The sequence below is a fragment of the Mycobacterium sp. ITM-2016-00318 genome (assembly GCF_002968285.2).
In the GTDB taxonomy this organism is placed as follows: Bacteria; Actinomycetota; Actinomycetes; order Mycobacteriales; family Mycobacteriaceae; genus Mycobacterium.
The window spans coordinates 4850289-4872019 of record NZ_CP134400.1; the positions used below are offsets into that span (position 1 = coordinate 4850289).

Annotated in this window: 22 protein-coding genes; 12 read left to right on the plus strand and 10 right to left on the minus strand. The window is 66.5% G+C overall.

Annotation, left to right across the window (positions count from 1 at the left end):
• Window positions 1-23 precede the first annotated feature (23 nt).
• A complete protein-coding gene (gene ipdE1, locus C6A82_RS23850; protein WP_105341596.1) occupies window positions 24-1172 on the minus strand; it encodes an acyl-CoA dehydrogenase IpdE1 in 1149 nt (382 codons plus the stop codon).
• Between the two features lie 47 nt (window positions 1173-1219).
• On the opposite strand from ipdE1, the gene fadD3 reads away from it, so the two are divergent.
• Genes fadD3 through C6A82_RS23880 form a run of 6 tightly spaced genes read left to right on the plus strand, consistent with a single transcriptional unit; the run spans window position 1220 to window position 7463 of the window.
• Window positions 1220-2788, plus strand: a complete 1569-nt coding sequence (gene fadD3, locus C6A82_RS23855; RefSeq protein WP_311101510.1) for a 3-((3aS,4S,7aS)-7a-methyl-1,5-dioxo-octahydro-1H-inden-4-yl)propanoate--CoA ligase FadD3 — start codon at window positions 1220-1222, stop codon at window positions 2786-2788.
• Window positions 2788-3927 carry an acyl-CoA dehydrogenase family protein gene (locus tag C6A82_RS23860; RefSeq protein ID WP_105342319.1) on the plus strand — a complete coding sequence of 380 codons (1140 nt, stop codon included), beginning with the start codon at window positions 2788-2790 and terminating at the stop codon, window positions 3925-3927. Before fadD3 ends, C6A82_RS23860 begins: the two co-directional genes overlap by 1 nt.
• Window positions 3924-4877 (plus strand): acyl-CoA dehydrogenase, encoded by a 954-nt coding sequence (locus C6A82_RS23865; RefSeq protein WP_105342317.1) that lies wholly within the window; start codon window positions 3924-3926, stop codon window positions 4875-4877. Before C6A82_RS23860 ends, C6A82_RS23865 begins: the two co-directional genes overlap by 4 nt.
• Window positions 4878-5819: an acyl-CoA dehydrogenase family protein gene (locus C6A82_RS23870; protein WP_105342315.1), complete on the plus strand. Its 942-nt coding sequence runs from the start codon at window positions 4878-4880 to the stop codon at window positions 5817-5819. It begins immediately after the preceding gene.
• A 51-nt stretch (window positions 5820-5870) separates the two neighbouring features.
• The gene (locus C6A82_RS23875) at window positions 5871-6983 is read left to right on the plus strand and encodes a pyridoxal phosphate-dependent aminotransferase (RefSeq protein ID WP_396836837.1); all 1113 of its coding nucleotides are present in this window, start codon (window positions 5871-5873) and stop codon (window positions 6981-6983) included.
• A gap of 27 nt (window positions 6984-7010) precedes the next feature.
• On the plus strand, window positions 7011-7463 hold the full coding sequence (locus C6A82_RS23880) for a hypothetical protein (protein ID WP_142405869.1): 453 nt from the start codon (window positions 7011-7013) through the stop codon (window positions 7461-7463).
• A 53-nt stretch (window positions 7464-7516) separates the two neighbouring features.
• On the opposite strand, the gene C6A82_RS23885 is transcribed toward C6A82_RS23880, so the two are convergent.
• A complete protein-coding gene (locus C6A82_RS23885; protein WP_105342312.1) occupies window positions 7517-8263 on the minus strand; it encodes a 3-hydroxybutyrate dehydrogenase in 747 nt (248 codons plus the stop codon).
• On the minus strand, window positions 8260-9609 hold the full coding sequence (locus tag C6A82_RS23890; protein WP_311101511.1) for an MFS transporter: 1350 nt from the start codon (window positions 9607-9609) through the stop codon (window positions 8260-8262). The genes C6A82_RS23885 and C6A82_RS23890 overlap by 4 nt, the downstream gene beginning before the upstream one ends.
• Window positions 9610-9679: 70 nt before the next feature.
• On the opposite strand from C6A82_RS23890, the gene C6A82_RS23895 reads away from it, so the two are divergent.
• On the plus strand, window positions 9680-10642 hold the full coding sequence (locus C6A82_RS23895; protein ID WP_199193581.1) for a LysR family transcriptional regulator: 963 nt from the start codon (window positions 9680-9682) through the stop codon (window positions 10640-10642).
• Window positions 10643-10684: 42 nt separating this feature from the next.
• On the opposite strand, the gene C6A82_RS23900 is transcribed toward C6A82_RS23895, so the two are convergent.
• A complete protein-coding gene (locus tag C6A82_RS23900) occupies window positions 10685-10852 on the minus strand; it encodes a hypothetical protein (protein ID WP_199193582.1) in 168 nt (55 codons plus the stop codon).
• Between the two features lie 245 nt (window positions 10853-11097).
• Between C6A82_RS23900 and C6A82_RS23905 the strand changes: the two genes are divergently transcribed.
• Window positions 11098-11865, plus strand: a complete 768-nt coding sequence (locus C6A82_RS23905) for an alpha/beta fold hydrolase (protein WP_105341763.1) — start codon at window positions 11098-11100, stop codon at window positions 11863-11865.
• Here the strand turns inward: C6A82_RS23905 and hsaB are convergent.
• The 4 genes from hsaB to hsaA are packed head-to-tail and all read right to left on the minus strand — an operon-like array spanning window position 11862 to window position 15401.
• Complete coding sequence (gene hsaB, locus C6A82_RS23910) at window positions 11862-12428, minus strand: 3-hydroxy-9,10-secoandrosta-1,3,5(10)-triene-9,17-dione monooxygenase reductase subunit (protein ID WP_105341756.1); 567 nt, start codon at window positions 12426-12428, stop codon at window positions 11862-11864. The genes C6A82_RS23905 and hsaB overlap by 4 nt on opposite strands.
• 2 nt (window positions 12429-12430) lie before the next feature.
• Window positions 12431-13330 (minus strand): iron-dependent extradiol dioxygenase HsaC, encoded by a 900-nt coding sequence (hsaC, locus tag C6A82_RS23915; protein ID WP_105341758.1) that lies wholly within the window; start codon window positions 13328-13330, stop codon window positions 12431-12433.
• Entirely contained in the window at window positions 13327-14217 is an 891-nt protein-coding gene (hsaD, locus tag C6A82_RS23920; RefSeq protein WP_311101512.1) for a 4,5:9,10-diseco-3-hydroxy-5,9,17-trioxoandrosta-1(10),2-diene-4-oate hydrolase, read from the minus strand. Before hsaD ends, hsaC begins: the two co-directional genes overlap by 4 nt.
• Window positions 14217-15401 carry a 3-hydroxy-9,10-secoandrosta-1,3,5(10)-triene-9,17-dione monooxygenase oxygenase subunit gene (hsaA, locus tag C6A82_RS23925; protein WP_105341322.1) on the minus strand — a complete coding sequence of 395 codons (1185 nt, stop codon included), beginning with the start codon at window positions 15399-15401 and terminating at the stop codon, window positions 14217-14219. Before hsaA ends, hsaD begins: the two co-directional genes overlap by 1 nt.
• 212 nt (window positions 15402-15613) lie before the next feature.
• Between hsaA and C6A82_RS23930 the strand changes: the two genes are divergently transcribed.
• Together C6A82_RS23930 and C6A82_RS23935 are read left to right on the plus strand one after the other, a co-directional pair.
• Entirely contained in the window at window positions 15614-16672 is a 1059-nt protein-coding gene (locus tag C6A82_RS23930; RefSeq protein WP_311101513.1) for a ferredoxin--NADP reductase, read from the plus strand.
• 39 nt (window positions 16673-16711) lie between these two features.
• Window positions 16712-17290 carry a hypothetical protein gene (locus C6A82_RS23935; protein ID WP_105342579.1) on the plus strand — a complete coding sequence of 193 codons (579 nt, stop codon included), beginning with the start codon at window positions 16712-16714 and terminating at the stop codon, window positions 17288-17290.
• 7 nt (window positions 17291-17297) lie between these two features.
• Here the strand turns inward: C6A82_RS23935 and C6A82_RS23940 are convergent, their stop codons facing one another.
• Both C6A82_RS23940 and C6A82_RS23945 read right to left on the minus strand, forming a co-directional pair.
• Complete coding sequence (locus tag C6A82_RS23940; RefSeq protein WP_105342577.1) at window positions 17298-17888, minus strand: TetR/AcrR family transcriptional regulator; 591 nt, start codon at window positions 17886-17888, stop codon at window positions 17298-17300.
• 63 nt (window positions 17889-17951) lie between these two features.
• Entirely contained in the window at window positions 17952-20072 is a 2121-nt protein-coding gene (locus C6A82_RS23945; protein WP_105342576.1) for an acyl-CoA dehydrogenase, read from the minus strand.
• A 276-nt stretch (window positions 20073-20348) separates the two neighbouring features.
• Here C6A82_RS23945 and kstR point away from each other — a divergent pair, with 276 nt between their 5' ends.
• Window positions 20349-20954: a cholesterol catabolism transcriptional regulator KstR gene (kstR, locus tag C6A82_RS23950; RefSeq protein WP_199193627.1), complete on the plus strand. Its 606-nt coding sequence runs from the start codon at window positions 20349-20351 to the stop codon at window positions 20952-20954.
• A 3-nt stretch (window positions 20955-20957) separates the two neighbouring features.
• Window positions 20958-21710, plus strand: coding sequence for a trehalose-phosphatase (gene otsB, locus C6A82_RS23955; RefSeq protein WP_105342574.1), 753 nt, complete (start codon window positions 20958-20960; stop codon window positions 21708-21710).
• Window positions 21711-21731: the final 21 nt, after the last annotated feature.

The window sequence follows — 21731 nt, forward strand, 5'->3', positions numbered from 1 at the left end:
TCTCCTCTTCGCGCGAGCGCTCATCAGCCCTTCGCCTCACGTGGAAGGCCGAGCACGCGTTCGGCGATGATGTTGCGCTGGATCTCGTTCGACCCGCCGTAAATGGTGTCGGCGCGGGAGAACAGGTACAGCCGCTGGAATTCGTCGAATTCGCCGTCAGTCAGCGTCAGCCCGTCGTGCCCGGCGACATCCATCGCAATGTCGCCGAGTTCACGATGCCAGTTGGCCCACAACAACTTCGAGACGTTGTCCTGACCCGGCTGCTCCACATCCATGGTCGCCAGCGCGTAGGACCGCATCGTGCGCAGCCCCACCCACGAGCGGGTCAGCCGCTCGCGGATCAACGGGTCGTCTGCCGCGCCGTTTCGCTTTGCGAGGTCGGCGACGGCAGAAAGCTCGCGGGCGTATTCGATCTGCTGCCCAAGCGTGGAGACCCCGCGCTCGAACATCAGCGTGCCCATGGCGACCCGCCATCCGTCACCCGGCTCTCCGACGACCAGGTCGGCTTCGGTGCGGGCGTCGTCGAAGAAGACCTCGTTGAACTCCGAGTCGCCGGTCAATTGGACGATCGGGCGGACCTCGACCCCCGGCTGATCAAGCGGCACAAGGAGATACGACAGGCCCGCATGACGCTTGGAGCCCTTCTCGCTGCGGGCGACGACGAAGCACCACTGTGCCCAGTGCGCAAGCGAAGTCCACACCTTCTGCCCGTTGATCACCCAGTGGTCGCCGTCGAGTTCGGCGGTGGTGGAGACGTTGGCCAGGTCGCTGCCCGCACCTGGCTCTGAATAGCCCTGACACCACAGCTCGGTGACATCGAGGATCTTGGGCAGGAACCGCTTCTTCTGCTCCTCGGTGCCGAACGCGATCAGCGTCGGCCCCAGCAGTTCCTCACCGAAGTGGTTGACCTTCGCCGGGGCGTTGGCGATTGCGTATTCCTCGTAGAACGCGACGCGGTGGGCGACCGACAATCCCCGCCCGCCGTGCTCCTCCGGCCAGCCGAGGCACGTGTAGCCGGCGGCCGACAGGTGCTTGTTCCACGCCAGCCGCTCTTCGAACGCCACGTTGTCGTTGCCCGGTCCACCAAGGCCCTTGATCGCGGCGAATTCCCCGACGAGGTTGTCGGCGAGCCAGTCGCGGACCTCGGCCCGGAACTCCTCGACCTCTATCACCCCTGTAGGCTAACCTACCAAGCACTTGCTTTGTCAGAGGAGCGTCAATGGGCTGGGCCCACACCCGGACGGTAGGGGACGATTCGAGGACCATTCCGCAGGTCCTGGACCAGATTGCCGACCGATTCGCCGACCACGACGCCCTGATCACCGAGGATCGGCGGCTCACCTTCGCCGATCTTCGCGCCGAGGTCCGCGACGCCGCCGCGGCCATGATCGATCTGGGAATCAACGCAGGGGACCGCGTCGCTATCTGGTCGCCGAACACCTGGCACTGGGTCGTGGCGTGCCTGGCCACCCACTGCGCAGGCGGCGTGATGGTCCCGCTGAACACCCGATACACCGCGAGCGAGGCATCCGACATCCTGGCCCGCACGGGGGCGCCGCTGCTGATCGCCGCCGGTGAGTTCCTCGGCGCCGACAGGACCGCCGAACTCGACCGCGGCGCCCTGCCGGACCTGCGCCACATCGTGCGGGTTCCCATCGACACCGATGACGGCACCTGGGAGGAGTTCGTCGGGCGAGGGCGTAGGCAAGGGACGCTCGACGAAGTGGATGGGCGGTCGGCGGCCGTGAAACCCGACGACGTGTCGGACATCCTGTTCACCTCCGGAACCACCGGCCGCAGCAAGGGCGCGTTGTGCAGGCACCGTCAGTCGCTCGATGCCCCCGCCGCATGGGCCGCCTGCGGTCAGCTCACCAGCGCCGACCGCTACCTGTGCATCAATCCCTTCTTCCACAACTTCGGCTACAAGGCCGGCATCCTGGCCTGTCTGCAGACCGGCGCGACACTGATCCCGCAGCTGACGTTCGACCCGGAAAAGGCCATGCAGGCCGTGCAGGACCATCGCATCACGGTGCTGCCCGGCCCGCCGACGATCTACCAGGTGCTCCTGGACCATCCCAGGCGCGGGGACTACGACCTCACCTCGCTTCGCTTCGCGGTCACCGGCGCGGCGACGATCCCGGTGGTGCTGATCGAACGCATGCAGTCGGAGCTGGACATCGACATTGTGCTGACCGCATACGGACTGACGGAGGCGAGCGGCTTCGGCACCATGTGCCGCGCCGACGACGACGCGGTCACCGTCGCCACCACGTGCGGCCGGCCGATCGCCGACTTCGAGCTGCGCATCGACAATCCCGCCGAGGACGGGTCCGGTGAGGTGCTGCTCCGGGGGCCCAACGTGATGGTCGGCTATCTCGACGACCCCGAAGCCACTGCGGCGGCAATCGATTCCGACGGTTGGCTGCACACCGGCGACATCGGCCGCGTCGACGCGGCGGGCAACCTGACGATCACCGACCGGCTGAAGGACATGTACATCAGCGGCGGCTTCAACGTCTACCCGGCGGAAGTCGAGCAGGTGATCGCCCGCCTCGACGGTGTGGCGGAGTCGGCGGTGATCGGCGTGCCCGACGAGCGGCTCGGCGAGGTGGGCAAGGCCTTCGTCGTGGTCAGACCGGGCGCATCGCTGGACGAGGACACCGTGATCGCCTACACGCGCGAACATCTGGCGAAATTCAAGACACCGCAATCCGTGGAGTTTCTGGACGTGCTGCCGCGCAACCCAGGAGGCAAAGTCGTCAAACCACAATTGCGAGAGAGGATCTGATGGACCTCGCCTTCGAAAGCGAGACGGAGGAGTTCAGGGCCGAGGTCCGGGACTTCCTTGCCGCCAACTCCGAGCACTTCCCCACCAAGTCCTACGACACCGCTGAGGGCTTCGAACAGCATCGGGCATGGGACAAAGTGCTTTTCGACGCCGGCCTGTCGGTTATCGCGTGGCCGAAGCGCTACGGCGGCCGCGACGCCACGCTGCTGCAGTGGGTGGTGTACGAGGAGGAGTACTTCCGCGCCGGTGCACCGGGGCGCGCCAGCGCCAACGGGACGTCGATGCTCGCGCCGACGCTGTTCGCCCACGGCACCGAGGAACAACTCGACCGCGTGCTCCCGAAGATGGCCAGCGGCGAGGAGATCTGGGCGCAGGCGTGGTCGGAGCCGGAGTCGGGCAGCGATTTGGCATCGCTGCGCTCCACCGCGACCAGGACCGAGGGCGGCTGGAAACTCAACGGCCAGAAAATCTGGAGTTCGCGGGCGCCGTTCGGCGACAGGGCCTTCGGGCTGTTCCGGTCCGATCCCGAGGCCGAGCGGCACAAGGGGCTCACCTACTTCATGTTCGACCTCGACGCCGACGGCGTAACGGTGCGCCCGATCGCGCAGCTCGGCGGCGACACCGGCTTCGGCGAGATCTTCCTCGACGACGTCTTCGTTCCCGATCACGACGTGATCGGGCAGGTACACGACGGCTGGCGCGCCGCGATGAGCACGTCGAGCAACGAGCGCGGAATGTCGCTCCGCAGCCCGGCGCGTTTCCTCGCACCCGCCGAGCGACTCGTCGAACTCTGGAAGGCAAACCCGGATCCGGTGTTCACCGATCGGGTCGCCGACGCGTGGATCAAGGCGCAGGCGTACCGGTTGCACACGTTCGGGACCGTCACGCGGCTGGCCGCGGGAGGTGAGCTCGGCGCCGAGTCGTCGATCACCAAGGTGTTCTGGTCCGATCTCGACGTCGCGCTGCATCAGACCGCGCTGGACTTGCGTGGGGCGGACGGCGAGCTCGCGGATGCGTGGACCGAAGGGCTGCTGTTCGCGCTCGGCGGCCCGATCTACGCAGGCACCAACGAGATTCAGCGCAACATCATCGCCGAGCGGCTTCTCGGCCTGCCCCGCGAGCCCAAGGGGACCAAGTGAAGTTCGATCTCGACGAACAGCAGCGCGACTTCGCGGCCAGCATCGACGCCGCGCTCGGCGCTGCGGCGGTGCCCGCTGCGGTGCGCGCCTGGGCGGAGGGCGACACCGCACCCGGCCGCAAGGTCTGGTCGACGCTGACCGATCTGGGCGTGACGGCGCTATTGGTGCCCGAGCGCTACGACGGCGTCGACGCTCACCCCGTCGACCTCGTCGTCGCAGCCGAACGGCTCGGATACTGGGGGGTCCCCGGGCCGCTCACCGAGTCCATCGCGGTGGCACCGATTCTGCTTGCAGACGACGAACGCTGCGGTGCGCTCGCCTCCGGTGAGCTGACCGCGACCGTCGCCGTGCCCCCGCACGTGCCTCGCGCGGTCGACGCCGATTCCGCAGGCGTGATCCTGGTCGCGGTTGAGGGCGAGGTTCGCGACGGCAGTGTGGGCGAGCCGCACGAATCCGTCGACCCGGCCAGAAAGCTCTTCGACGTGGCCGCCACCGGCGAAGCTCGAAGCGTCGACACCGCAAAGGCTTTCGAGTACGGCGTGCTCGCCAATGCCGCGCAGCTGGTCGGCGCGGGTCAGGCCATGCTCGATGGCTCGGTCGCCTACGCCAAGCAGCGCAGCCAGTTCGGCCGCACCATCGGGTCCTACCAGGCGATCAAACACAAGTTGGCCGATGTGTACATCGCGGTCGAGTTGGCCAGGCCGCTGATCTACGGCGCGGCGTTGTCGCTGGCGGAAGGATCGGACGACACCGCACGCGACGTGAGCGCCGCGCTGGTGGCCGCCGCGGACGCCGCGCTGCTCTCGGCCCGCTCGTCGCTGCAGACCCACGGCGCGATCGGTTTCACGCAGGAGCACGATCTGTCGCTGCTTCTGCTGCGGGTACAGGCGTTGCGGTCGGCCTGGGGCGACCCGACATGGCACCGACGCCGGGTATTGGAGGCCTTGTAGATGAGCGAGGAACGAGAGCTGCTGCGTGAAACCGTCGCCGCGCTGGCCGAGAAACACGCCTCGCCCGCGTCGGTGCGCAAGACCATCGAATCGCAGAGCGGCTACGACGAGTCGCTGTGGAAGCTGCTGTGCGAGCAGGTCGGAGCCGCCGCACTGGTCGTGCCCGAGGAGCTGGGCGGCGCGGGCGGTGAGCTCGCCGACGCGGCCGTCGTCCTCGAGGAGCTGGGCAGGACGCTCGCGCCGACACCGCTGCTCGGCACGACGCTGGCTGAGCTCGCGTTGCTCGCCGCCGACGAGCCCGACAACGATGCGATCGAGAAGTTGGCCGAGGGCGCGGCGATCGGAACCGTGGTCTTCGACCCGGGCTTCGTGATCAACGGCGCGATCGCCGATGTCGTCGTCGCGACCGACGGTGCGACGCTGACCCGCTGGACCACGTTCACCGCCACACCCGTCGGCACCATGGACCCCACGCGGCCGTTGGCGCGATTGGAGCCCGCAGGCACGGCGGACATCGGCTCGGACCCCGGCCTTGCCGACATCGCCGCGATCCTGGTGGCGGCCGAGCAGGTCGGCGCCGCTTCGAGGTGCCTCGACCTGACCGTCGAATACGCCAAGGACCGCGTTCAGTTCGGCCGCCCGATCGGCAGCTTCCAGGCCCTCAAACACCGGATGGCCGACCTCTACGTCGCCGTGCAGTCGGCGCGCGCGGTGGTCAATGAGGCCGTCGCCGAGCCGTCGGCGACCTCGGCCGCGCTGGCGCGGTTCTCGGCCAGCGACGCGTTCTCGAAGGTCGCCGCGGAGGCTGTGCAGATCCACGGCGGTATCGCGATCACCTGGGAGCACGACATCCAGCTGTACTTCAAGCGCGCGCACGGCAGCGCCCAGTTGCTCGGCCCACCGAGAGAGCATCTGCGCAGGCTCGAATCCGAAGTGCTTTAGCCTGGCTGAGTGAGCGTTTCGCTGCGCGCAGGCATCCCGCCGTTCTACGTGATGGACGTGTGGTTGGCCGCCGCGCAACGGCAGCGCACGCACGGCGACCTGGTGAACCTGTCGGCAGGTCAGCCGAGCGCGGGCGCCCCTTCGGCGGTGCGGGCGAAGGCGATCGAAGCACTCGAGAGCACCGTCCTGGGCTACACGGTCGCCCTCGGCATCCCCGAACTGCGGACCGCGATCGCGGAGGCCTATCGACTGCGGCATGGACTTGTCGTCGACCCCACCGACGTGGTCGTCACCACCGGCTCGTCGGGCGGGTTCCTACTGGCGTTCCTCGCGTGCTTCGACGCACGCGACCGCGTCGCGATCGCGAGCCCCGGCTACCCGTGCTACCGAAATATTCTGTCCGCGCTCGGTTGTGAGGTCGTCGAGATCCCATGCGGGCCTGAGACGAGATTTCAGCCGACCGCGCAGATGCTGGCCGAGTTGGATCCACCCGTGAAGGGGGTGATCGTCGCGAGCCCGGCCAACCCGACCGGCACGGTGATCCCGCCCCGCGAGCTGGCGGCGATCGCGTCGTGGTGCGTGGACACCGGTGTTCGCCTGATCAGCGACGAGGTGTACCACGGCCTGGTCTACGAGGGTGCTCCCGAAACCAGCTGCGCGTGGGAGACGTCGCGTGAAGCCGTTGTGGCCAACAGCTTTTCGAAGTATTTCGCGATGACGGGCTGGCGGCTGGGCTGGCTGCTCGTACCCCAAGAGCTCCAGCGCGCCGTCGACTGCCTCACCGGAAACTTCACCATCTGCCCTCCGGTGCTGTCGCAGACCGCAGCGGTCGCCGCGTTCACACCCGAGTCGATCGCCGAGTCCGACGCGCTGCTGCACCACTACGCCGCAAACCGCGAACTCCTGCTCGACGGACTGCCGAAGATCGGAATCGACCGGCTCGCGCCCACCGACGGCGCGTTCTACGTCTATGCCGACGTGTCACATCTGACCGGCGATTCACTGTCCTTCTGCTCGAAGCTGTTGGCCGAAACCGGCGTCGCGATCGCGCCAGGGATCGACTTCGATCCCCAGCGCGGCGGCTCATACGTGCGGCTGTCGTTCGCGGGCCCGCCAGGCGATATCGAGGAAGCGTTGGCACGCATCGGAGAGTTCGTCGGCTGACTCGGCGCCACCGTCCAATCGTTGCGCATGCAACAATCACCCAGCCTATTGTCTATTAACACATTTGCTGGCTCGGTTTTCGATTTAAAATCCGCTGAAGGCACTTGTTTGGGGCAGCGTGCCCCGACAGATAGCTCGGTTCGACAGGAAGAAAATATGAAACTCCTCATCCCCATTGCAGCGGCCAGTGCTGCTGCCTTCGCGTTGGCCCCCAATGCCAGTGCCGCTACACCTCCGGTACCAGAGGGCATGCACAAGCTCTGTGTGGCTTCCGGTCAGTGTCTGACTGAGCTGGTTGCCTACAACTGCGGGCCGGACTGCTTCTCCATGGATGTCGTCGATGACCCGAAGGGTGGCACTTTCTACCGCTTCGACCCGGCCACCGGCCAATGGCGAGCCCCCAGCAACGGGAATTGGACGGCAGACGGCGTCAGCTTCACTACCGCAAGCGGAGCAACGGCTACCCTTTCGCCACTCTGACCGACCGACAGAACGGCAGAAATAGTCGCGCACGCAGCGGTGATACTGCAGGGTCAGCGTGCGCTCCAGCCGCCGTCCATGCTGTAGGACGCACCCGTGACCATGCCTGCGGCAGGCGACGTCAGCCAGCCGACGAGATCGGCGACCTCCTCCGGTTCGAGCAGGCGTTTGATCGCACCCTCCTTCAACAGAACGTCGGAGACCACCTGCTCGTCCGAAATACCGTGCGTGCGGGCCTGATCGGCGATCTGCTTGGTCACCAGCGGTGTTCGCACATACCCGGGGTTCACGCAGTTGCTCGTCACACCGTGAGGCCCACCTTCGAGGGCGGTCACTTTGGACAATCCCTCCAGAGCATGCTTGGCGGTGACGTAGGCGATCTTGTACTCCGATGCGCGAAGGCCGTGCACCGACGAGATGTTGACGATGCGCCCGAATCCGTTGTCGTACATGTGCGGCAATGCGGCCCGGATCAGCAGGAAGGGCGCTTCCACCATCAGCGTCTGGATGAAGCGGAAGCGTTCGGGCGGGAAGTCGACGATCGGGCTGACATGTTGGACACCCGCGTTGTTGACGAGGATGTCGGTCTCCAGCCGCAACTCCTCCAGTGCTCCGACATCGGAAAGGTCCACCACCCAAGACTTTCCGCCGATCTCCTTGGCGACCGTCTTCGCTGCGACGCCGTCGAGATCAGCGACGGTGACAACGGCGCCCCGTGAGGCCAGTTCGCGCGCACATGCCGCGCCGATGCCGCTCGCGCCACCGGTGACGAGGGCCGTTCGCCTCTCGAGTGCCGTCATACGACCCCGGCCCTGGCGAGATCATCACGGTCGGCCTCGTCGACGGTTTCCAGGTCGAGCCCCCTCGTCTCTCGCAGGTAGTACACCGCGACGAGGGTGATCGCCGCGGAGATCGCCAGGTAGATCGCGATCGGCACCCAGGAGTCGAAGGTCTCCAGCAGCTTCACCGAGATGGCGGGTGCCGCGGAACCCGCCACGATCGAGGTGACCTGATAGCCAAGGGACACACCGGAATACCGCATCCGGGTGGGGAACATCTCGGCCATGATCGCCGGCTGCGGCGCGTACATCAGCGCGTGGATCATCAGCCCGATGACGATGGCGGCGATGATGAGCAGATAGTTCGCGCTGTCCATCATCGGGAACGCGAAGAAGCCCCACGTCGCCGCGAGCACCGTGCCGACGGCGTAGACGGGCCTGCGACCTACCCGGTCGGCCAGCCTGCCGACCAGTGGAATGACGGCGAAGTGCACGGCGTGCGCGACGAGCATGTAGCGCAGGATCGCGTTGGTGTCCACACCGACGTGCACCTTGAGATACGTGATGGACACGATCACGACGAGGTAGTACATGACGTTCTCGGCGAACCGCAGACCCATCGCGGTGAACACCCCGCGCGGATACCGCTTGAGTACCTCGACCACCCCGTAGGAGACGGCCTTGACCCGCTCGACTTCCTTTTGCGCCTCAACGAAAATCGGCGCATCGGTGACCTTCGTCCGCACGTAATAGCCGACCAGCACCACAACGGCAGACAGCCAGAAGGCGATCCGCCAACCCCAGGACAGGAAGTCTTCGTCCGACAGCGTCGCGGTGAGTACCCACAGCACGACGGTGGCGAGCATGTTGCCGACAGGAACCGCCGCCTGTGGCCAACTGGCCCAGAAGGCACGGCTCTTGTTCGGGCTGTGTTCCGCCACCAGCAGCACCGCGCCGCCCCACTCACCACCGACCGCGAAGCCCTGTAGGAAACGCAGAACCACAAGCAGCACCGGCGCCCAGACGCCGATCTGGGCGTAGGTCGGCAGGCAGCCCATCAGGAACGTGACGACACCGACGAGCAGGATCGCGAACTGCAGAAGCTTCTTGCGGCCGAACTTGTCGCCGAAGTGCCCGAACACCACGCCGCCGAGCGGACGGGCGACGAAGCCGACCGCATAGGTGAGGAAGGCAGCGAAGATGGCGCCGTAGGCGCTGTCACTCGCCGGAAAGAACACCTTGTTGAAGACCAGCGTGGCCGCCGTCCCGTACAGGAAGAACTCGTACCACTCGACGACGGTGCCCGCCATCGAGGCGACGACAACGCGTTTGAGTCCGGTCGGGACCGCCGCGCCAGGCTCGCTCATTCGAGACTCCTTTGTGTGTGACGCCGAACACAGATGTCTGTGAGTATTCCTGCAGGTACCTCCGCCCGCAATGGCCAAAATTGCAGGAGTTATCTGCAAAAATGCAGGTATGACCGCTTCGTCGGGTCGCAGGCCGAGCGCCGACGACCTCCTCGTGTTGCTGGCCGTCGGTCGGTCCGGCCGCTACAACACGGCCGCCGAGGAACTCGGCCTCAACCACACCACGATTTCACGACGCATCGCCGCACTCGAGGAGTCGATCGGCGGCCGGGTGCTGGCCCGCGTCCCGGGCGGTTGGGAGCTGACCGATCTGGGTCGCGAGGCGCTCGCGGCCGCGGAGGCGGTGGAGTCCGCGGTGCGCTCGCTCACCACGGACTCGGAGGGCTCGCGGGGATTGGAAGGCGTGGTGCGCATCTCGGCGACGGACGGTTTCAGCGCCTACATCGCCGCACCGGCCGCCGCACAGGTGCAGCGCAGGCATCCGAAGGTCGCCGTGGAGATCGTCGCGGCCACCCGGCGTGCCACGCAGCAGCGTTCCGGCCTGGACATCGAAGTGGTTGTCGGCGAACCGCAGGTGCATCGCGCGGAGGCGATCCGCCTCGGCGACTACTGCCTGGGCTTGTACGGCGCGCGGGAGTACCTCAGCGAACACGGTTCACCGACGAGCATCGACGATCTGATTCACTACCCGCTCGTCTATTTCATCGATTCGATGCTTCAGGTCGACGACCTCGACCTGGCGGCGAGCTTTGCTCCGACAATGCGCGAATCGGTCACGTCCACCAATGTCTTCGTCCACGTCGAGGCCACTCGAGCGGCCGCGGGCATCGGCCTGCTGCCGTGCTTCATGGCCGATCGACACGACGATCTGGTCCGGCTGTTGCCGGAATCGGTGGCCGTCCGGCTGAGCTATTGGCTTGTCACGCGGCCGGAAACTCTGCGGCGGCCCGAGGTCGGCGCCGTAGTCGAGGCCATCCGAACGCGGGTGGGAGAACAGCGTGACATCCTGCTCGGCATCGACGCGAACGCATAGGAAAGGGGCACCCCTTAGGGGGTGCCCCTTTGGTCTGTGTCGCTAGCGGCTCTGCTGCACGCTGGTGTCCACGTGCGGCACAGTCGCCGTGGGATGGATGTCGTAAACCCAGTCGCGGTGGCCGATGTCGGCCTGAGCCGGGCCCGCCAAGCCGAGTACGGCGGCGGTCAAACCGCTTGCGATGACTGTGGCAAATCCGAGCTTCTTCATTTTGGTGCCTTCTTCTTTCTCTGTTCTGTGGCGCTCGAACCGTGTCGGTTGGAACTCCGTTGCCCCGGCCCTGTCGTTCTCTCTGGCCGGTATGACTCTTCAAACAGGGAGGTCAGGGGTTTAATTCCGGTGGCAGTAAATGATTGGCGGTTGGCACGAATCGCTCAATTGCGTTGCGCGCACAGGCCAGTGCAGGTCTCAAGTCACCCAACCGTGTGCGGTGGATCACAGCTAAACTCAACGCCATGCCGTTCATCGATCATCCGAAAGGCCGCGCCTACTACCGCCATTGGGCGGCGCAGGATCCGCGCGCCGTCGTCATATTCCTGCACGGCTTCGGCGAGCACACCGGCGTCTACCACCGGTACGGGTTCGCGCTAAACGCCGCAGGCATCGACCTGTGGGCGACCGACCAGTTCGGCCACGGCCTCACTCCCGGCCCGCGGGGCGACTTCGGCTCCATCGCCGACAGTTCCGATCTGGCTGACACCCTCACCGAGGTCGCCGAGGGCGAGCGGCCGGGGCTGCCGTTGTTCGCCCAGGGCCATTCGTTCGGCGCGGTGGTCACGCTGACGCGGCTGCTCGATCAACCCGACCGCTACCGCGCCGGCGTGATCTCAGGCGCTCCGCTGGTGCCGATCCCCGAACTTCTCGACACGGAGAGCACGTTCGACCTGGATCCGCTCTGGCTGTCCGAGGACCCGTTCTATCTCGACGCGTTGGTCAACGACCCGCTGGCGTTCATCGACGCCGACGGCGGGCCGCTGGCCCGTGCACTGGACACCGCGTGGGACCGATTCGGCAAGGACCTGCCTACATTGACGGTTCCGACGCTGGCCGTGCACGGTGTCGCCGACCCGATCGCGCCCGTCGGCGCGGTGAAGGCGTATGCGGAACAGATAGACCCGTTGACCCTCAGGGAGTTTCCCGGCGGCCGCCACGACATCCTCAACGACACCATGCACCGAGAGGTGGCGACTGCGATCACCGAGTTCCTCGACGAAGCGATCTAGAGCCAGGTGTCCTCGGTGGTCGTGGTGAGGAATGCCTCGAGGTCGTCGCGCCAGTGCGCAGGCGTGTTCTTGTCGGGCTCGATCCCGGTGTACTGGCCCTTGTAGAACAACAGCGGTCGCGGCTTCTTGTGGGGCACGTCAGATAGCGAGTGCACCGCGCCGAACACCACGAGGTGGTCTCCACCGTCGTGCACGGAGTCCACCGTGCAGTCGATGTGAGCGAGCGTGTCCTTGATCACCGGCGAGCCTAACTTTGACGGGCTCCAATCCATTCCGGCGAACTTGTGGGGCTCCTTCGATCCGAACCGCGCCGAGACGTCCTTCTGCATCTCGTGCAGCACGTTGACGCAGAACTTGCCCGTCGCTTCGATCGCCTTCCAGGACCGTGACACCTTGGTCGGGCAGAACAGCACCAGCGGCGGCTCCAGCGACAGTGCCGCGAACGACTGGCACGCGAATCCGACCGGCGCGCCTTCGTGCATCGTGGTGATCACCGTGATGCCGGTGCAGAACTGCCCGAGCACATTGCGGAATGTGCGAGGGTCAATGGGTTCCGCGGACACTATTACTTGAAGCCGACGCTGAAGTCGTGACCCCAGAGGCTGACCGCGGTGCTCTCCCGAGCCACCCAGTCGTGATCGTCGACTTTCAAGCCCTCACAACCGAATTCGATGTCAAAGCCACCGGGCGTCTTCATGTAAAACGACAGCATCTTGTCGTTGACGTGCCGGCCAAGCGTCGCCGACATCGGCACCTTGCGACGCAGCGCACGATCCAGGCACAGCCCGACATCGTCGGCCTCACCTACTTCGACCATCAGGTGCACGATTCCGCTGGGTGTCGACCCTGGCATGAAGGCCAGGCTGTGGTGCCGCGGATTGACGCCGAAGAAGCGCAGCCAGGCGGGGGCACCGTCGGCGGGCCGTCCGACGAGCTGCGGCGGCAGCTTCATCGAGTCACGCAGATAGAACCCGAGCACGTCGCGATAGAAGTGCAGTGATTCGGCATCGTCCTTCGTGGTCAGCACCACGTGGCCGAGGCCCTGCTCCTCGGTGACGAACTTGTGGCCGTACGGGCTGACGACGCGACGATGTTCGAGGGCGACGCCGTGGAACACCTCGAGGGTATTACCCGACGGGTCGTCGAACGCGATCATCTCGTCGACGCGACGTTCCGCGAGCTCAGCGGCCGAGGCCTCCTTGTACGGCGTGCCCTCGACGTCCAGCCGCTGGCGGATATCTTGCAGCGCAGCGGCATTGGCGGTTTCCCAACCCGATTGCAGCAGCCGGTCGTTGTCCCCGGGGATGATGACGAGGCGCGCGGGGAATTCGTCCATCCGCAGATAGAGCGCACCCTCAGTGGCGCCGGTGCCCTCGACCATGCCGAGCACCTTGAGGCCGTACTCGCGCCATGCCGCGACGTCGGTCGCCTCGATTCGCAGGTAACCAAGCGATTTGATGCTCACGACCCACCTCCAAGGAAATCGATGGTCAACTTGTTGAACTCGTCGAACTTCTCCAGCTGTGCCCAGTGTCCACACTGCCCGAAGACGTGCAACTGCACCTTCGGAATCTGCTTGAGGGCCACCAGAGCGCCGTCGAGGGGATTGACGCGGTCCTCGCGGCCCCAGATGAGCAGCACGCGCTGGCGCAGCTTGTAGACCTCACGCCACATCATGCCGAGCTCGAAATCGGCGCCTCCGAACGACTTTCCCATCGCCCGCGCCGCGGCCAGCGACTCGGGCTGGCTGGCGATCTCGAACCGCTCGTCGATCAACTCCGGCGTCACGAGATTCTGGTCGTAGACCATGATGCGCAAGAACTTCTCCATATTCTCCCGCGTCGGCTCCGCGGTGAACCTGCCGAGCAGCTTGACGCCTTCGGTGGGATCCGGGGAGAACAGGTTGACCGACAGTCCCCCTGGCCCCATCAACACGAGGCGCCCGGCGCGTCGGCCGTTGTCCAAGGCGAACCGCACGGCGGTACCGCCGCCGAGCGAGTTGCCCACCAGTTCAGCGCTTTCGATGCCGAGGTGGTCGAACAGGTTCAGCAGCGCGGTGGCGCTGTAGCGGTTGTACTGCTCGTGCTCGGTGTGCTTGTCGGAGTGGCCGTAGCCCGGCTGGTCGACCGCGATCACATGGAAGTGTTTTGCCAACACCCCGATGTTGCGCCCGAAGTTCGACCAGCTGGACGCACCAGGCCCACCACCGTGCAGGAGCACGACCGTCTTCTCGTTGCCGACGCCCGCCTCGTGGTAATGCAGCCGCATATCGTCGCGGACCTGCGCATAGCGGGAGGTCGACTCGAACGTGATCTCTTGCTGTTGTGCGGTTTCGGCGGCGAAAGACGTCATCAGACCATCGTGTCCGCCGGCGGCAGCCCGAATTCGTTGTTGCCGAAGATCAGGTAGGCGCGTTCGGGGTCGTTGGCGGCGTGCACACGGCCCGCGTGCGCATCGCGCCAGAACCGTTGCACGGGAGCGTCGTTGTTGAGCGCGGTGGCACCCGATGCCTCGAACAGCCGGTCGATGGACGCGATCGCGCGGCCGGTGGCGCGGACTTGGTCGCGACGGGCGCGGGCGCGCAGCTCGAACGGGATTTCCTCGCCCGCCTGCAGCAGTGCGTACTCATCGCCGACGTTGCCGATCAACTGCCGCCAGGCGGCGTCGATGTCGCTGGCGGCCTCGGCGATGCGAACCTTGGCGAATGGGTCGTCCTTGGCCTTCTCGCCGGCGAACGCCGCACGCACGCGCTTGCCCTGGTGCTCGACGTGAGCGTCATAGGCCCCGTAGGCCATGCCCACGATCGGCGCCGAGATGGTCGTGGGATGGACGGTGCCCCACGGCATTTTGTACACCGGCGCGGTGTTGTTCTCCAGGCCGCCCGCGGTGCGGTCGTTCATCGACTTGTACGAGAGGAAGCGGTGCCGAGGCACGAAGACGTCCTTGACCACCAACGTGTTGCTTCCGGTGCCTTTGAGGCCGACGACGTGCCAGACATCGTCGATCTTGTATTCGGAGCGCGGGATCAGGAAGCTGCCGAAGTCGACGGGCTTGCCGTCCTTGATGACCGGCCCGCCGACAAAAGTCCACGTCGCGTGGTCGCAACCCGACGACCAGTTCCACGAACCACTGACGAGGTAACCGCCGTCGACCACGTGCCCCGCACCCATCGGCGCATACGACGACGAGATCCGCACGGCCGGATCATCGCCCCACACCTCGTCCTGCGCCTGCTGATCGAACAGCGCCAGATGCCAGTTGTGCACACCGATGATCGAGCTGACCCAGCCGGTGGATCCGCAGGCGCCGGCGATGCGCCGGACCGCTTCGTAGAAGAGCGTCGGATCGCACTGCATGCCGCCCCACTGCTCTGGCTGGAGCAATTTGAAGAAGCCCACCTCGGCGAGCTCGGCCACCGTCTCGTCGGGCAGCCGACGCAGATCCTCGGTCGCCTGTGCCCGCTTCGCGATCAGCGGCAGCAGATCGTCGATGCCGGCTAGGACCGACTGCACGTCACGCTGTTCAATGGACGTCACTGGTTTGCCTCCAACAGAGATCGGACCGTGCGATGGCGCTCGCGAAGTGGGGACCCCGCCCGAAGGGCAGGGGACAGATCGCTAGAGCAAGATTAGAACACGTTACGATTTGTGTCGAGCAGCGCATTGCTGCGGCAGCTAGACCTGCGCACATGCATTTCTGTAACCTGTTCTAGTTATGACCCCCGGACCGGAGGAGAAAGGGCGACCGCGTGACGGACGAGCCGCTCGGTAGCCACGTGCTGGAACTGCAGGTGGCCGACGTCGTCGTCGAGACCGACGACGCGCGCTCGCTGGTGTTCACCGTGCCCGACGGCGTACACATCCCCGCCGACCGGTTGAAATACGCACCCGGCCAGTTCCTCACCTTGCGTGTGCCCAGCGACCGCACCGGCTCGGTGGCACGCTGCTACTCGCTGTGCAGCTCACCGCACACCGGAGACCCGCTGACCGTGACCGTCAAGCGCACCGACGGGGGCTACGCCTCGCACTGGCTGTGCGACAACGCCCACCCCGGCATGCGCATCCACGTGCTGGCGCCGTCGGGCACCTTCGTGCCCAAGAACCTGGACACCGACTTCCTGTTGCTGGCCGCGGGCAGCGGCATCACGCCGATGATGTCGATCTGCAAGTCGGCGCTCGCCGAAGGCAGCGGCCGGATCGTGCTGATCTACGCCAATCGCGACGAGAGGAACGTCATCTTCGGCGCGGCCCTGCGGGACCTGGCGGCCAAGTACCCCGACCGACTGACCGTCGTGCACTGGCTGGAGTCCGTCCAGGGCCTGCCGAGCGCGGCGGCGCTTGCCGCACTGGCCGCGCCGTACACGGAACACGACGCCTACATCTGCGGGCCGGGACCGTTCATGGCCGCCGCGGAGGAGGCGATGAAGAACGCGGGTGCCGCCGCGGACAGGATCCACATCGAGGTGTTCAAATCGCTGGAGTCCGACCCGTTCGCCGCCGTGGTGATCGAAGAGGACGATAGCGATGAGGGGCCGGCCACAGCACTGGTGACGCTCGACGGCGAGAAGCACGAAATCGCCTGGCCCCGTAGCGCCAAGCTGCTCGACGTACTGCTCGACAAGGGCCTCGATGCGCCGTTCTCCTGCCGTGAAGGACACTGCGGAGCCTGCGCGGTGCTCAAGAAGAGCGGTGATGTCGAGATGGACGTCAACGACGTCCTCGAGCAGTCGGATCTCGACGAAGGTTTGATCCTCGGTTGCCAGGCGCGGCCGCGGTCGGATTCCGTGGAAGTCACCTACGACGAATAAGCCCCGGGCTACCATTCGCCGCACCGGAGGGGAGCACAGATGAATCGGCTTGCGAAGGCAGGTTCGGCGGCACTGCTTACCGCGGTACTCGTGAGCCCGCCAGGTGCGGACGCGGCGATCAACACGGCCGTCACGTCCATCGCCGTCGACCCGGCGACCCAGATCGAGATGCACGTGACCGCCGACTGCAGGCCCGCCGAGAACAGGTGCTTCTTCGACACCACGGCCAATCTGCTGACGCCCGAGGGTCCAACGGGTTTCCCCGGCGACACGTGGGCCAGGCAGACCATCACGCTGCGCAGCAACAGCCGCGACGCGTATCAGGAGGCGCAGTTCAGCGCGCCGTCGGGCAACCCGAGGGAGACCAAGGGCTCCAACCACGAGAACGTGCTGTCGAAGATGTACCGGGCCACCAACAATGTCGAGATCTCGATCACCTACTTCGGCGGCGGCCCGATCGAGCGCTTCAAGTCCGACGGCGAATCGGTGCCGACCGACTGGGTCACCGGACGGCCCGACACGAAGTCGGCCTTCTTCACCTGCTCGCAGATCCAGGTGGTCTACGGCGGGGTGAATCTGACCACGCCGACGGCCTGCGCGCAGACCACGTTCGGCTAGCGCCTGCCTAACCGGGCAGGAGCCGACGGACGGCCGCGCGAGCGCGATCGATCACCGACGCGTCGCCCTGAAGGATGAACGTCGTACTCGCGGACACCAGAATCGCGTCGAGCTCGAATGCGACCTGCGTCGGGTGAACGCCGGACTCCAGTTCACCTCTCTCCCTCGCCTTGTGCGCAAGCCGCTCCAGCAGTTGCATCCAGTCGCGTTGCCTGGCGGCGACGGCATCGCGCAGCGCACCCGGCCTCGTGCCGACATCAGCGGCCGCGACCGCGAAGAAGCACCCGCCGGGAAACACCCGCCGCTCGATGTGGGACAGAAACGCTTCGCAGGCCGCGCGCAGGCGCTCGACACCCTGCGGTGCGGCAAGTGCGGGCACGAACACCTCGGCGACGAACGTCTCCCGCGCTGCAGCGATCGTCGCCAGCTGCAGGTCTTCCTTCGAGCCGAAGTGGGCGTACAGCCCGCTCTTGCTCATCCCGATCGCCGTTGCGAGCCCGCCGATGGACAGCCCGTCCAGCCCGTCGACCGTCGCGAGGCGCGCGGCCTCCGCCAGGATCGCCGATCTGGTGCGGTCGCCCTTCGGTCGTTGCTCCATGCCCTGGAGCTTAAAAGCACGACCGTGCTTTTCCGGGATCAGCCCAGGTAGCCGCGTGTCGCGTCAGCGAGGCAGACCGAGTAGGCGTTCGCCTGCCATCGTGAGCAGAATCTGCTCCGTGCCGCCCGCGATCGTCAGGCAACGCACGTTGAGGAAGTCGAGCACGGGCTTGTTCTGGACAAGACCCGCGCCCTCGGAGAGGTCCATCCGGAATTCCGAGAGGGCCTGCCGATATCGCACGCCGATCAGCTTGCGGGCGCTGGCCTGCGGCCCGGGGTCGGCCCCGCCGACCGCCAGTTCCGCGATGCGCTGGTCGAGCAGCGAACCGACCTGGGCCGCGATGATCAACCTGCCGAGGCCGTCCTGCACAGCGGGATCGAGGTCGCGCTCGGCGACGGTGCGCAGCACCTCTTCCATCGGGTTGCCGAGCGCGGTGCCGTGAGCCATCGCGACTCGCTCGTTGGCCAGCGTGGTGCGGGCCAGCCGCCACCCGTCGTTGACCTGACCGACCACCATCTCGTCGGGCACGAAGACGTCGTCGAAGAACACCTCGTTGAACAGGTCGTCGCCGGTGATCTCCCGCAGCGGGCGGATGTCGATGCCGGGCGTCGACATGTCGACGAGGAAATACGTGATGCCCTTGTGCTTGGGGGCGTCGGGGTCGGTACGCGCCAGGCAGACACCCCACTGCGCCCTGTCGGCGCGCGACGTCCACACCTTCTGCCCGGTGAGCTTCCAACCCCCCTCGGCGCGTACGGCTTTCATCCGCAACGACGCGAGGTCCGAGCCTGCGCCCGGTTCGCTGAACAGCTGGCACCAGAACAGTTCACCGCTCAGGGTGGGCGGGACGAACCGCTCGATCTGTTCCTTGCTGCCGTGTTCGATGATCGTCGGCGCCGCCCACCACCCGATCACGAGATCGGGGCGCTCGACGCCCGCGTCGGCCAACTCGCGGTCGATGAGCAACTGTTCGGCCGGCGAGGCGTCCCGCCCATAGGGCTTCGGCCAGTGCGGTGCCTGCAGACCCGCCTCGGCGAGTGCGATCTGGCGCTTCTCGACGGGCTGGGCAGCGACATCGGCGACCGCCGCGGCGATCTCGGGTTGCAGGTGTTCAACGGATGCCAAGTCGATGTGCAGCTCGCGGCGGACACCCCGCTGCGTCAGCGTCGCGACGCGGCGCAACCAGCGCGACGGGCCGCCGAGGAACTGTGAGATGCCATATGCGCGACGCAGATACAGGTGTGCATCGTGCTCCCAGGTGATGCCGATACCACCGAGCACCTGAATGCAGTCCTTCGCGTTCGCCTTCGCCATCTCGATGCCGGCGGCCGCCGCGACGGAAGCCGCGATCGACAGCTGAGCGTCGTCGTCGCCGTTGGCCGCGCGGGCGGCGTCGCCCGCGGCTACCGCGACCTGTTCGGAGCGCAGGAGCATCTCGGCGCACATGTGCTTGACCGCCTGGAAACTGCCGATCGGCTTGCCGAACTGCTCGCGCACCTTCGCGTACTCGGTAGCGGTTTGCAGTGTCCACCGCGCCACGCCTGCGGCCTCGGCGGCGTGCACGGTTGCGACGATGTCCTCGACGCGCTGCCTGCCTGCGGGAAGCACCTCGGCCACAGCACCGTCCAGCACGACGCGAGCCAACGGGCGGGAGAAGTCGGTGGGCGTCAGCGGTTCGACGGTGACGCCGCCGGCTGCGGCGTCGACGAGCACGAATTCGTCGCCCGCGGGCAACAGCAGCACGCCTTCGGAGTCGCCGCCCAGCACGCAATCGGCAGTGCCGGAGGCCGTGCCGCCGTCGAGTTTCACGTCGGCTGTCAACGCAAGGCCCGCCGTGCGCTCGCCCGATGCGAGTGCGTCGAGCAGCTCGGCCCGCGAACCCGGGATGACGAGCGTGGCTATTGCGGTAGTGGCGATCGGCCCCGGCACCATCGCGGCGGCGGCCTCGTCGACCATCGCGCACAGATCGTCGACGGTGCCGCCGGCACCGCCGCACTCCTCGGGCAGGGCCACGCCGAAGATGCCCAATTGAGCGAGACCGGCGTACGGCGCGCGCCAAGCGTCGGCCTCACCGTTCTCGATTCTGCGGGCCGCCTCGACGGCCTTGGCTCCCGCCGCCCAGCTACGGACCAGTTCACGCGCGGCGAACTGCTCGTCGGTGCCGGTCGCTGACGCCTGCGACATTTCGGGACTCCTATGCCATCGTGCGAGAAGGGCGTGCTTCTCACTAGAACGTGTTCTAATAGTGCCAGCGATCGGACGTCAAGTCGAACGTCATTGCAGCAGGACACATCAGTGCAGAACAGGCGCTGAGGTGAGCAAACATGGATCGGCATGCGTATCGTTTTCCAACGACAACGCATGATGAAGGAGCGTTCCGCACCGATGTCTGGAATGTCCGTGCCAGCACAGACCAACCCGCCGGCCGGGTCTGAGACCCGGCCCCCACACGTGATGCCGGTGTCCGTCCTCGCCGAATCCGAACTCGGCTCCGAGGCGCAGCGTGAGCGTCGTAAGCGCATCCTGGACGCCACCCTGGCCATCGCGTCCAAGGGCGGCTACGAAGCCGTCCAGATGCGTGCCGTCGCCGAACGCGCCGACGTCGCCGTCGGCACCCTGTACCGCTACTTCCCGTCCAAGGTCCACCTCCTGGTGTCGGCACTCGGCCGCGAGTTCGAACGCATCGACGCCAAGACCGACCGTGCGGCGCTGGCCGGCGGCACGCCCTATCAGCGGCTGAACCTGATGGTCGGCAAGCTCAACCGGGCCATGCAGCGCAACCCGCTGCTGACCGAGGCGATGACCCGGGCGTTCGTCTTCGCCGACGCGTCCGCGGCGGGCGAGGTCGACCACGTCGGCAAGCTGATGGACTCGATGTTCGCGCGCGCCATGAGCGAGGGTGAGCCCACCGAGGACCAGTACCACATCGCAAGGGTCATCTCCGATGTCTGGCTGTCGAACCTGCTGGCCTGGCTGACGCGGCGGGCATCGGCCACCGACGTCAGCAAGCGGCTCGACCTTGCCGTCCGGTTGCTCATCGGCGATGGCGAGCACCCTAAGATCTGATGCGTGCTCCCGGTCGAACTGCAGCGCGCGCTCGACGTCGTCGCCGCGGTCCCGCGACTGCTTATTGCGTGTGACTTCGACGGCACACTGGCCCCGATAGTCAGCAATCCCTCCGACGCCCGCCCACTCCCGGCCGCCGCCGACGCGCTCGTCGCGCTGTCACAAGCGGAGTCGACGTACGCGGCGCTGATCTCCGGTCGCGCGCTGAGCGTTCTGCGTGATCTGTCGTCGATGCCCGAGTCCGTGCATCTCGTCGGCAGCCACGGCGCGGAGTTCGACACCGGATTCACGCATGAGGTGGACGAATCGCTGCTGATCCGAATCACTAAGGAACTCAACGCAATCGCTGACGATCGTCCCGGCGTGACGGTCGAGACCAAGCCCGCGAGCGTTGCCCTGCACGTGCGCAATGCACGTCCCGAGGACGGCGAAGCCGCGTTGAGCGATGCGCGGACGGCTGCCCAGTCGTGGGACGCTCAACTCACCGAGGGCAAAGCTGTGCTGGAGTTCGCCGTCATCTCTACGGACAAGGGCGAGGCCGTCGACATTCTGCGCGACCAGCACGACGCCTCTGCGGTGGTGTTCCTCGGCGACGACGTCACCGACGAGAAGGCGTTTCGACGACTGCGCGACGGGGACATCGGGGTGAAGGTGGGCCAGGGGGACACGCTGGCCGGATACCGGGTCGATGCGCCCGAAGATGTTGCGCTGGCGCTCGAGCATCTGCTCGGAGCGCGCAGCAGGGCGCTTGCCTGAGAGACGAGTGCCCGTTACAGC